This window comes from Scandinavium lactucae, assembly GCF_033843265.1.
Taxonomy (GTDB): domain Bacteria; phylum Pseudomonadota; class Gammaproteobacteria; order Enterobacterales; family Enterobacteriaceae; genus Scandinavium; species Scandinavium lactucae.
Window position 1 is genome coordinate 886,164 of record NZ_JAWXRD010000040.1, and the last position, 12,265, is coordinate 898,428.

Annotated in this window: 9 protein-coding genes; 3 read left to right on the forward strand and 6 right to left on the reverse strand. The window is 51.5% G+C overall.

Going from position 1 to position 12,265, the window contains the following annotated elements; translation table 11 throughout:
- Nucleotides 1-143: 143 nt before the first annotated feature.
- The 6 genes from ihfB to SIK69_RS22020 all read right to left on the reverse strand — a co-directional run bounded on the left by ihfB (nucleotide 144) and on the right by SIK69_RS22020 (nucleotide 6,541).
- On the reverse strand, nucleotides 144-431 hold the full coding sequence (gene ihfB / locus SIK69_RS21995; RefSeq protein WP_319629833.1) for an integration host factor subunit beta: 288 nt from the start codon (nucleotides 429-431) through the stop codon (nucleotides 144-146).
- A 129-nt stretch (nucleotides 432-560) separates the two neighbouring features.
- Nucleotides 561-2,234: a 30S ribosomal protein S1 gene (gene rpsA / locus SIK69_RS22000; RefSeq protein WP_319629832.1), complete on the reverse strand. Its 1,674-nt coding sequence runs from the start codon at nucleotides 2,232-2,234 to the stop codon at nucleotides 561-563.
- 125 nt (nucleotides 2,235-2,359) lie between these two features.
- Nucleotides 2,360-3,043: a (d)CMP kinase gene (cmk, locus tag SIK69_RS22005; RefSeq protein ID WP_319629831.1), complete on the reverse strand. Its 684-nt coding sequence runs from the start codon at nucleotides 3,041-3,043 to the stop codon at nucleotides 2,360-2,362.
- A 184-nt stretch (nucleotides 3,044-3,227) separates the two neighbouring features.
- On the reverse strand, nucleotides 3,228-4,511 hold the full coding sequence (gene aroA / locus SIK69_RS22010; RefSeq protein ID WP_319629830.1) for a 3-phosphoshikimate 1-carboxyvinyltransferase: 1,284 nt from the start codon (nucleotides 4,509-4,511) through the stop codon (nucleotides 3,228-3,230).
- 70 nt (nucleotides 4,512-4,581) lie between these two features.
- Nucleotides 4,582-5,670 carry a 3-phosphoserine/phosphohydroxythreonine transaminase gene (gene serC / locus SIK69_RS22015; protein ID WP_319629829.1) on the reverse strand — a complete coding sequence of 363 codons (1,089 nt, stop codon included), beginning with the start codon at nucleotides 5,668-5,670 and terminating at the stop codon, nucleotides 4,582-4,584.
- Nucleotides 5,671-5,848: 178 nt separating this feature from the next.
- Nucleotides 5,849-6,541 (reverse strand): DUF421 domain-containing protein, encoded by a 693-nt coding sequence (locus SIK69_RS22020; protein WP_319629828.1) that lies wholly within the window; start codon nucleotides 6,539-6,541, stop codon nucleotides 5,849-5,851.
- A gap of 138 nt (nucleotides 6,542-6,679) precedes the next feature.
- Here SIK69_RS22020 and ycaO point away from each other — a divergent pair, with 138 nt between their 5' ends.
- The 3 genes from ycaO (at nucleotide 6,680) to pflB (ending at nucleotide 12,035) form a co-directional block, all read left to right on the forward strand.
- A complete protein-coding gene (gene ycaO, locus SIK69_RS22025) occupies nucleotides 6,680-8,446 on the forward strand; it encodes a 30S ribosomal protein S12 methylthiotransferase accessory factor YcaO (RefSeq protein WP_319787118.1) in 1,767 nt (588 codons plus the stop codon).
- A gap of 397 nt (nucleotides 8,447-8,843) precedes the next feature.
- Nucleotides 8,844-9,701, forward strand: a complete 858-nt coding sequence (gene focA, locus SIK69_RS22030; protein ID WP_319629826.1) for a formate transporter FocA — start codon at nucleotides 8,844-8,846, stop codon at nucleotides 9,699-9,701.
- A gap of 51 nt (nucleotides 9,702-9,752) precedes the next feature.
- A complete protein-coding gene (gene pflB, locus SIK69_RS22035; protein ID WP_319629825.1) occupies nucleotides 9,753-12,035 on the forward strand; it encodes a formate C-acetyltransferase in 2,283 nt (760 codons plus the stop codon).
- The last annotated feature ends 230 nt before the right edge of the window (nucleotides 12,036-12,265 follow it).

Consider the following 12,265-nt stretch of genomic DNA (forward strand, 5'->3'; position numbering starts at 1 on the left):
TTGCTGCACATGGAGAATATACTGCGAGCACGGTTCAGGAATGGCGTAGTTGAGTGCAAGAATGCTGTTCAGGAAACAAAAACGAAAAAAGCACCTGACAGGTGCTTTTTTCACGTTCAAGTTCACGGGAAACCCGCAGTAACTCAACCGCCGTAAATGTTGGCGCGATCGCGCAATTCTTTACCCGGCTTAAAGTGGGGAACGTATTTACCTTCCAGCTCGACTTTATCGCCTGTTTTCGGGTTACGCCCGACGCGTGGGGCGCGGTAATGCAAAGAGAAACTGCCGAAACCGCGGATTTCGATGCGCTCGCCTTGGGCCAGCGTAGAGGCCATATGTTCCAGCATCTCCTTCACAGCATCTTCAACCGCTTTCGCAGGGACGTGAGATTGCTGGCTTGCAAGTCTTTCGATGAGCTCTGACTTGGTCATGATTCCTCCGGTTTCCTTTCAGGAAAGTATAAGCTAACAGCTTGAACAAGGGCGGCCGTAGCCGCCCTTTGTTGTTGATTACAGGACGAATCCTGCAATCTGTCAAGTTACTCGTAAAGAGTGACCTGATTACTCGCCTTTAGCTGCTTTAAATGCTTCAGCCATAGCGTTGGAGAAGTTGCTTTCTTCCTGTTTGTTGTTAACAGTCGCGATTGCATCTTTCTCGTCAGCTTCGTCTTTAGCACGTACAGACAGGCTGATTGCACGGTTCTTACGGTCAACACCGGTGAATTTAGCTTCAACGTCGTCGCCTACGCTCAGAACCAGAGTTGCATCTTCAACACGGTCACGGGATGCTTCAGAAGCACGCAGGTAACCTTCAACGCCGTCAGCCAGTTCTACGGTTGCGCCTTTAGCGTCAACTGCAGTCACTTTACCGTTAACGATAGCGCCTTTCTTGTTCAGAGCAACCCAGTTGTTGAACGGATCTTCAGCCAGCTGTTTCACGCCCAGGGAGATGCGCTCACGCTCTGCGTCAACCTGCAGAACAACGGCAGCGATTTCGTCGCCTTTCTTGTATTCACGAACGGCTTCTTCGCCTGCAACGTTCCAGGAGATGTCAGACAGGTGAACCAGACCGTCGATGCCGCCGTCCAGGCCGATGAAGATACCGAAGTCAGTGATAGACTTGATTTTACCTTCAACACGGTCACCCTTGTTGTGGGTTTCCGCGAACTGCTGCCATGGGTTGTTTTTGCACTGCTTCAGACCCAGGGAGATACGACGACGTTCTTCGTCGATGTCCAGAACCATAACTTCCACTACGTCACCAACGTTAACAACTTTGGATGGGTGGATGTTTTTGTTGGTCCAGTCCATTTCGGAAACGTGTACCAGGCCTTCAACGCCTTCTTCGATTTCAACGAAGCAGCCGTAGTCGGTCAGGTTGGTCACGCGACCAGTCAGTTTGGTACCTTCTGGGTAACGCTTAGCGATAGCTACCCATGGATCTTCGCCCAGCTGCTTCAGACCCAGAGAAACACGGGTACGCTCGCGGTCGAACTTCAGCACTTTAACAGTGATTTCGTCGCCAACGTTCACGATTTCGCTTGGGTGTTTAACGCGTTTCCACGCCATGTCAGTGATGTGCAGCAGGCCGTCTACGCCGCCCAGATCAACGAATGCACCGTAGTCAGTGAGGTTCTTAACGATACCTTTAACTTCCATGCCTTCCTGCAGGTTTTCCAGCAGCTGATCGCGTTCTGCGCTGTTTTCAGATTCGATAACAGCACGACGGGAAACAACAACGTTGTTACGCTTCTGGTCCAGCTTGATAACTTTGAACTCAAGCTCTTTGCCTTCCAGGTGCAGCGTATCGCGAACCGGACGAACGTCTACCAGTGAACCTGGCAGGAACGCACGAATACCGTTCAGCTCAACAGTGAAGCCACCTTTAACTTTGCCGTTGATAACACCAACAACAGTTTCAGCGTCTTCGTATGCTTTTTCCAGCGTGATCCAAGCTTCGTGACGCTTAGCTTTCTCACGGGAGAGCAGGGTTTCGCCGAAGCCGTCTTCTACTGCGTCCAGCGCAACGTCAACTTCGTCACCGACCTGGATTTCCAGCTCGCCCTGGGCGTTCTTGAACTGCTCTGCCGGGATGGCGGATTCAGATTTCAGACCGGCGTCAACCAGTACGATATCTTTATCGATAGCAACAACAACACCACGAACGATGGAACCCGGACGGGTTTCGATTGTTTTTAAGGATTCTTCAAATAGTTGAGCAAAAGATTCAGTCATGTTTAATCTTCGAAGTTAGATTTAACGTCCACCTGACACCTTGTCGGATGGGGTTGTTTCACATACCCGCTCACAATCCTTTGCAGCGGGGGTACTACTAATTCGGAGGCTCGCCTGTCTTTTAATCAGACAGCAGCCAGTTTTTGACGCGCATATTGTAGCGCTTTTTCAATCACTTGCTCAATGCTTAATCGTGTTGAATCCAACACTAAAGCATCTGCTGCGGGAACTAACGGTGCCACCGCACGGTTGCGGTCACGGTCATCGCGTTCCTTTATCTCGAGCAAAAGGCGTTCAAAGTTAACACTAAAGCCCTTCTCCTGCAACTGCAGCATCCGGCGTTGAGCACGTTCTTCCGGTGAAGCATCGAGGAAAATTTTTACCGGCGCGTCGGTGAAAACAACGGTTCCCATGTCGCGACCATCAGCAATCAGGCCTGGCGCTTCGCGGAATGCACGCTGACGACGCAAGAGTGCTTCGCGTACGCGCGGGAAGGCCGCCACTTTGGAAGCAGCATTCGCCACGTCCTGAGTACGGATTTCGCCGCTGACATCTTCACCTTCCAGAATCACTTCGAGGTTGCCGTTGGTCGACACGAAACGCACATCAAGGTGCGCAGCCAACGGAACCAGAGCCTCTTCAGAGGTGACATCCACGTGATGATGCAATGCAGCCAGGGCCAGCACGCGATAGATCGCACCTGAATCCAACAGATGCCACTGCAATGCTTCCGCCATTGCTTTGCACAAGGTGCCTTTACCTGCACCACTTGGCCCATCAATGGTGATTACCGGGGCAATTGCCGTCATCGTTTTCTCCTTCATTCAAGGCGTCAGTGATATAAACGCCGCGCATTATACTCGCCAACGCTTGTAACCGTTAATATTGCTTTCAAATAGCAGAATGTTTGAAGGTGAGTGTAGAAGAAATGCGCAGAGGTAACGTCAGGAAGTGTCATTCTGCGCTACGCCAGAAGACGTAGCGCGAAAGGCATCAGGCAGGCGTACTGATACGTGCCAGTTGTTCGAAATAGTCCGGGAAGGTTTTCGCCGTACATTTCGGATCAAGAATGGTCACTGGCGTATCCGACAGCGCCACCAGCGAGAAGCACATCGCCATACGGTGATCGTTGTAGGTGCCGATCTCTGCAAAGGTCAGCTGTGCTGGGGGCGTAACACGAATGTAGTCTTCGCCCTCTTCCACTTCCGCACCCACTTTGCGTAATTCAGTCGCCATCGCAAACAGGCGGTCGGTTTCTTTTACCCGCCAGTTGTAGATGTTACGCAGCGTCGTCGTGCCTTTGGCAAACAGTGCCGCCGTGGCGATTGTCATCGCTGCATCAGGTATGTGGTTCATGTCCATATCGATGGCGTTCAACTCGCCGTGCGTACAAGCGATAAAATCGTCGCCCCAGGTAACGGTTGCGCCCATTTTTTCCAGCACGTCAGCAAAGCGGATATCGCCCTGCACGCTGTTACGCCCGATACCGGTCACTTTAACCGTACCGCCTTTAATCGCTCCCGCCGCCAGGAAGTAAGACGCGGAAGACGCATCGCCTTCCACCAGATATGCGCCCGGAGACTGGTAATGCTGGCCACCTTTCACCACAAAACGCTGATAGTTCTGGTTATCAACCTTCACGCCGAAGGTGTTCATCAGATGCAGTGTGATATCGATGTACGGTTTTGACACCAGATCGCCTTTAATGGTGATGAGGGTGTCCTGCGGTGCCAGCGGAGCGGTCATCAGCAACGCCGTCAGAAACTGGCTGGATACGCTGCCGTCAACGGCCACTTCGCCGCCTGTAAAACCACCTTTCAGGCGCACCGGCGGATAGTTTTCCTGCTCCAGATAATCAATCTGCGCGCCACCCTGGCGCAGGGCGTCAACCAGATGGCCAATCGGACGCTCTTTCATGCGTGGCTCGCCGGTCAGCACGATATCATTGCTGCCCAGACACAACGCCGCTGCCAGCGGACGCATCGCCGTCCCGGCGTTCCCGAGGAACAACTCCAACGCAGCAGCGGATTTCAGCGGGCCGCCGTTACCGGTGACTTCACAGCGGGTACGGCAGGCTGAAAGCGTGTATTGAACGCCCAACGCGGTCAGGGCATTGAGCATATGGCGCACGTCGTCACTGTCCAACAGATTGGTCAGTACGGTGGTACCCCGCGCCAATGCCGCCAACAGCAATGCGCGGTTAGAAACACTTTTTGAACCGGGTAAATTGATGGTGCCGTCTACGCGCGCGATGGGTTGTAACGTCAGGGATTCCATGAAACTCAACTCTCAAAAGCAGAAAATAAAAAACCCCGCAGACAAGCTACGGGGATGAAAACGTAAAAGATTAACCGTGGCGGCGTTCGAACTCTTTCATAAAATCGGTTAACGCCTGCACACCTGCCAGAGGCATGGCGTTATAGATGGACGCCCGCATACCACCCACTACTCGGTGGCCTTTCAGCGCATGCAGCCCTGCGGCAAAGGATTCTTCAAGGAACAGTTTATCCAGCGCACTGTCCGCCAACTGGAAAGGTACATTCATGCGTGAACGGTTGGCCGTCGCCACGTCATTACGATAAAAGTCACTGTTGTCGATGGTGCCATACAGCAGTTCGGCTTTCTGCTGGTTAATGCGGTCCATTGCCGCCACGCCGCCCTGCTCTTTCAGCCATTTGAACACCAGTCCAGACAAATACCAGGCAAAGGTCGGCGGGGTGTTGAACATCGAATCGTTATCGTTCAGGACGGTGTAATCCAGAATCGATGGGCACATTTTATGCGCTTTACCCAGCAGATCTTCACGGACGATAACCAGCGTCAGGCCAGCGGGACCGATGTTCTTCTGCGCCCCGGCGTAAATCACGCCAAAGCGGCTGATATCAATCGGGCTGGACAGAATCGAAGATGAGAAATCCGCCGCAACGACAACGTCTTTGCCAAAGTTTGGCATTTCATTGATAGCGATGCCGTCGATGGTTTCATTCGGGCAGTAATGCAGATACGCCGCATTGTCAGAGAGCTGCCAGTCGCGCATCGGTTTTACCGCGCGCTTGCCATCAACGATAGTTTTGGCGTCGATAACATTCGGAGAGCAGTATTTCACCGCTTCTTTTACGGCGCTTTCCGCCCAGTAGCCCGCATCGACGTAGTCAGCGGTGGTTTTATCACCGAGCAGATTGAGGGGAACACCGGCAAACTGACCGCGCCCGCCGCCGTGGCAGAACAGCACTTTGTAGTTGGAAGGGATATTCAGCAAATCACGGAAATCTTTTTCTGCTGTTTCAGCGACCTGGATGAACTCTTTTCCACGATGGCTGATTTCCATCACCGAGGTACCCAACCCCTGCCAGTCACACAGTTCCTGTTGAGCCAGTTGAAGAACATCTGCCGGAAGCATTGCCGGACCTGAACTAAAATTAAAGACCTGAGCCATTTCCCCTCACCACGCTGTGCACGTTATCTACCCGAAGGCATAAGTTATTCCTGTGGCTATCGGTTTTACCATTCAGTGACACACGCCGCAATGGCTAATACTCGCTGGCAGAAAAATGTGGCGAAGCTCACACAACACAATCTGCCAGCTTGACGATACAATGCCGACATTTTTGCTGTCAGGTGATCCGTTTCGCCCGACTGGCCTTTGCCCACTCCGGATTTGCACAACGCGGACAGTTTCGACGGTCGCCCGCATGCAGATGAAAAATCGCGCTGCATCGGGTACAGGAATAATCGTTTTCTTCCGGCACGGTGGTGAAACGCTCGACGCATTTACCGGGCAAAATCGGCAGCCCGGCTTTCACCTCATCGTCACCGAAAAAGTAGACGCTGATTTGGCCGTTGGTTTCGAGGATGGCGCGTTTAATCTGTCCGAGGTGTTCGATGCCATTCAGGCGAAGTTCCATAAAGAATTCAAACTCGGTCATGTTCTCGGCTTGCAGCTTCTCCCAGGCGAGCTCTCCGTCGGTCACAATAATGACTGGCTTACCCTCCAGCAGATCCTCTAGCTTTTCGCTGTGCGCCATCAGCCACATCACGAGGCGGTAAAGCCCCGCCAGCGAGATAAAGACCACCAGCACCGGCAGCATAGGCACATCATCATAGAACGCCACATCTCCGGCGGCGGAACCCAATGTCAGAATAATGAGCACTTCAAAGAGCGACATCTGCCGCACGCCGCGACGTCCGGTAATTTTTAAGAACAGAAACACCAGAATGAAGGTGTAAAGGCTACGCAGCGCCACTTCCCCGAGAAACTCAACGGGGACCTTGTCAAACGCCATGCGGTGCAAATCAAATGCTTTCATTTTTATATGCCTTAACAGAGAGTTATTGGTTCTAAGCGTAGCCGAGGCTTTTATTTTCGCCGCCTGGGCCGGGACGATAGCGCCTGACACACAAAACCCGTATCATTGCGCGCTTTCCGTACGACAAAAGTGACCGCCATGACCCAAACATTTATTCCCGGCAAAGACGCCGCTCTGGAAGATTCCATCGCCCGCTTCCAGCAAAAATTAACCGACCTCGGTTTCAACATTGAAGAAGCGTCCTGGCTGAACCCGGTGCCTAACGTCTGGTCCGTGCATATTCGCGACAAAGAGTGCGCGCTGTGCTTCACCAACGGTAAAGGCGCGACTAAGAAAGCGGCCCTGGCGTCTGCGCTCGGCGAATACTTTGAGCGTCTGTCCACCAACTATTTCTTTGCTGACTTCTGGCTAGGCGAAACCATCGCCAACGGCCCGTTTGTTCATTACCCGAATGAAAAATGGTTCCCGCTGACCGAAGATGACGACGTGCCGGAAGGCATTCTTGATGAACGTCTGCGCGCGTTTTACGATCCGGACGATCAGTTGACCGCCAGCCTGCTGGTCGATCTGCAGTCAGGCAATGATGATCGCGGCGTGTGCGGTTTACCGTTTACCCGTCAATCCGATGGCGAGACCGTTTATATCCCGATGAACATCGTCGGCAACCTGTATGTCTCCAACGGTATGTCCGCCGGTAACACGCGTAATGAAGCGCGTGTTCAGGCGCTGTCCGAAGTGTTCGAACGTCACATCAAAAACCGCATTATCGCCGAAAGCATCAGCCTGCCGGAGATCCCGGCCGAGGTAATGGCGCGTTATCCGAGCGTGGTGGAATCTATCGCGAAGCTGGAAGCCGAAGGATTCCCAATCTTTGCCTATGACGGCTCATTGGGCGGCAAATATCCGGTTATCTGCGTAGTGCTGTTTAACCCGGCCAACGGGACCTGCTTCGCGTCCTTCGGCGCTCACCCTGACTTCGGCGTGGCACTGGAGCGTACCGTGACCGAACTGCTGCAGGGTCGTGGTCTGAAAGATCTCGATGTGTTCACCCCTCCGACCTTCGATGACGAAGAAGTCGGCGAGCACGCCAACCTCGAAACCCACTTCATCGACTCCAGCGGTTTGATCTCCTGGGATATGTTCAAACAGGATGCAGACTATCCGTTTGCCGACTGGAACTTCTCCGGCACCACCGACGAAGAATTTGCCACATTGATGGCGATTTTCCAGGCGGAAGATAAAGAAGTCTATATTGCCGACTACGAGCATCTGAGCGTATATGCTTGCCGTATTATCGTCCCGGGGATGTCTGATATTTATCCAGCAGAAGATCTGTGGCTGGCGAATAACAATATGGGCAGCCATCTACGCGAAACGATTCTTTCTCTGCCGAACAGCGAGTGGGAAAAAGAAGATTATCTGGCGTTGATCGAACAGATGGATGATGAAGGTCTGGACGACTTCACCCGTGTCCGTGAACTGCTCGGGATGGCGACCGGGAAAGACAACGGCTGGTACACTCTGCGCATTGGCGAACTGAAAGCGATGCTGGCACTGGCCGGTGGCGATCTCGAGCAGGCGCTGATCTGGACCGAGTGGACGATGGAGTTCAACGCCTCCATCTTTAGCCCGGAGCGCGCAAACTACTACCGTTGCCTGCAAACGCTGCTGTTGCTTTCTCAGGAAGAAGAACGCCAGCCGCTGCAGTACCTGAACGCATTCGTACGCATGTATGGCGCTGATGCAGTGGAAGCCGCCAGCGCGGCGCTGAGCGGCGAAGAGGCCTTCTACGGCCTGCAGCCGGTAGACAGCGACCTTGAGGCCTTCCCTGCCCATCAATCGCTGTTAAAAGCGTATGAGAAACTGCAGCGCGCAAAAGCGAGCTTCTGGTCTAAACAGCAGTAAAACCACAAATAATCTATGGCGAAATTATTCGCCTGCGTTATATTACGGGGCCTCTTAAAGGGCCCCGTTTTTATTTTTTCTGCCCTTTCGTTAATTTGTAATATTTAAGTTAACCATGAGTAAATACTATTATTAGTAGCTTACTATTTATGTTAATTTTAATGCATATTACTCCATTTTAATTAACCGTTAAAAAGGGGGTTACAGAAAAAATTCAACTGTAGTTTTAAATTTTAAAATTTATTTTTATTTTGATAATCAAAAAGTTACGCCGTGAATGCTGAAAAACCATGCGTTTTGCGGGCCTATAAGCCAGGCGAGATATGATCTATATCAATTTCTCTTCTATAATGCTTTGTTAGTATCTCGTCGCCGACTTAATAAAGAGAGAGTTAGTGTGAAAGCTGACAACCCTTTTGATCTTTTACTCCCAGCTGAGATGGCCAAAGTGGCCGAAGAAGCGGGTGTCTATAAAGCAACGAAACAACCGCTCAAAACCTTTTTCTTGGCGATTACTGCGGGTGTCTTCATCTCCATTGCCTTCGTCTTTTACATCACGTCCACGACAGGCACTGCGGGAATGCCGTTTGGTATTGCCAAGCTGATTGGCGGTATCTGCTTCTCACTGGGACTTATCCTGTGTGTCATTTGCGGCGCAGACCTTTTCACCTCTACGGTGCTTATCGTGGTCGCGAAAGCAAGTGGTAAAATCACGTGGGGACAGCTGGCTAAGAATTGGTTAAACGTCTATGTTGGTAACCTGATTGGTGCCTTGCTGTTTGTTCTGCTGATGTGGTTATCTGGCGAATATATGGCTGCCAATGGGGGATGGGGACTCAACGTCCTACAAACCGCTGACCACAAAATGCATCATACTTTTATCGAGGCTGTATGCCTTGGTATCCTGGCAAACCTGATGGTCTGTCTGGCGGTGTGGATGAGCTACTCCGGCCGCAGCCTGATGGATAAAGCGATGATTATGGTTCTGCCCGTGGCGATGTTTGTTGCCAGCGGCTTCGAACACAGCATTGCGAACATGTTTATGATCCCGATGGGTATCGTCATTCGCCACTTTGCCAGCCCGGAATTCTGGACCGCAATCGGTTCAACACCGGATAGTTTCTCTCACTTGACTGTCATGAACTTCATCACTGATAACCTGATTCCGGTGACAATCGGTAACATTATTGGTGGTGGTCTGTTAGTCGGGTTGACGTACTGGGTCATTTACCTGCGTGGCAACGACCAGCATTAAGGGTTGTTTCAGGCAGTAAATAAAAAATCCACATAAGAAGGTAGGTGTTACATGTCCGAACTTAACGAAAAGTTAGCTACAGCCTGGGAAGGTTTTGCCAAAGGTGATTGGCAGAAAGAAGTCAACGTCCGTGACTTCATCCAGAAGAACTACACCCCTTATGAAGGCGACGAGTCCTTCCTGGCCGGCGCGACTGATGCGACCACCGCCCTGTGGGACAACGTAATGGAAGGCGTTAAACTGGAAAACCGCACTCACGCGCCAGTTGATTTTGACACCTCCGTTGCGTCAACCATCACTTCTCACGACGCTGGCTACATCAACAAAGCCCTTGAGAAAATCGTTGGCCTGCAGACTGAAGCTCCGCTGAAACGTGCGATTATCCCGTTCGGCGGCATCAAAATGGTTGAAGGTTCCTGTAAAGCGTACAATCGCGAACTGGACCCGATGCTGAAAAAAATCTTCACCGAATACCGCAAAACCCATAACCAGGGTGTATTCGATGTGTACACCAAAGACATTCTGAACTGCCGTAAATCTGGCGTTCTGACTGGTCTGCCTGATGCATATGGCCGTGGTCGTATCATCGGTGACTACCGTCGCGTTGCGCTGTACGGTATCGACTTCCTGATGAAAGACAAATACGCTCAGTTCGTTTCCCTGCAGTCCGATCTGGAAAACGGCGTAAATCTGGAAGCCACTATCCGTCTGCGTGAAGAAATCTCTGAACAGTACCGTGCTCTGGGTCAGATCAAAGAAATGGCAGCAAAATACGGCTGCGATATCTCTGGTCCTGCAACCAACGCGCAGGAAGCTATTCAGTGGACCTACTTCGGCTACCTGGCTGCTGTTAAGTCTCAGAACGGTGCAGCAATGTCCTTCGGCCGTGTATCCACCTTCCTGGATGCCTTCATCGAACGTGACCTGAAAGCGGGCAAAATCACTGAGAAAGATGCTCAGGAAATGATTGACCACCTGGTCATGAAACTGCGTATGGTTCGCTTCCTGCGTACCCCAGAATATGATGAGCTGTTCTCCGGTGACCCAATTTGGGCAACTGAATCTATCGGTGGTATGGGCGTTGATGGCCGTACTCTGGTCACCAAATCCAGCTTCCGCTTCCTGAACACCCTGTACACCATGGGTCCTTCTCCGGAGCCGAACATCACCGTTCTGTGGTCTGAAAAACTGCCACTGAACTTCAAGAAGTTCGCGGCTAAAGTCTCCATCGATACCTCTTCTCTGCAGTACGAGAATGACGATCTGATGCGTCCTGACTTCAACAACGATGACTACGCTATCGCTTGCTGCGTAAGCCCAATGGTTGTTGGTAAGCAAATGCAGTTCTTCGGTGCGCGTGCTAACCTCGCGAAAACCATGCTTTACGCTATCAACGGCGGCGTGGACGAAAAACTGAAAATCCAGGTTGGTCCAAAATCTGCACCAATCAAAGGCGATCTGCTGAACTATGACGAAGTCATGGAACGTATGGATCACTTCATGGACTGGCTGGCTAAGCAGTATGTCACCGCCCTGAACGTTATCCACTACATGCACGATAAGTACAGCTACGAAGCGTCGCTGATGGCTCTGCACGACCGTGACGTGGTTCGCACCATGGCATGTGGTATCGCAGGTCTGTCCGTTGCCGCTGATTCCCTGTCTGCAATCAAATATGCGAAAGTTAAACCTATTCGTGACGAAGACGGTCTGGCTGTCGACTTCGAAATCGAAGGCGAATACCCGCAGTTTGGTAACAACGATTCTCGCGTTGATGACATGGCGGTTGACCTGGTAGAACGTTTCATGAAGAAAATTCAGAAACTGACTACTTATCGTGATGCAATCCCGACTCAGTCTGTTCTGACCATCACCTCTAACGTGGTTTATGGTAAGAAAACCGGTAACACCCCAGACGGTCGTCGCGCTGGCGCACCATTCGGTCCAGGTGCTAACCCTATGCACGGTCGTGATCAGAAAGGTGCTGTTGCCTCTCTGACTTCCGTCGCTAAACTGCCGTTTGCTTACGCTAAAGATGGTATCTCTTACACCTTCTCTATCGTGCCAAACGCGCTGGGTAAAGACGACGAAGTGCGTAAAACCAACCTGGCGGGTCTGATGGACGGTTACTTCCATCACGAAGCGTCCATCGAAGGTGGTCAACACCTGAACGTGAACGTTATGAACCGTGAAATGCTGCTCGATGCGATGGAACATCCGGAAAAATATCCGCAGCTGACCATCCGCGTTTCGGGTTACGCAGTACGTTTTAACTCCCTGACTAAAGAACAGCAGCAGGACGTTATCACGCGTACCTTCACTCAGACCATGTAATGGGTTTTTGACTGAAAACGTGATGTAAAAAGCGTACAATAAAGGCTCCACGCAAGTGGGGCCTTTTTAATAACATCTCTCCTGCCCCAGCCTGCTTTGCCAGCCATCTATACTATGGGTATCTGTCAAAACAGACTTAACACAGCCGGTTTTGAGCTGTGCATACACTGGCCCCGGATGGGCCGTATCTGGAGAAAACACCGCAATGTCAGTAATTGGTAACTTGTTTT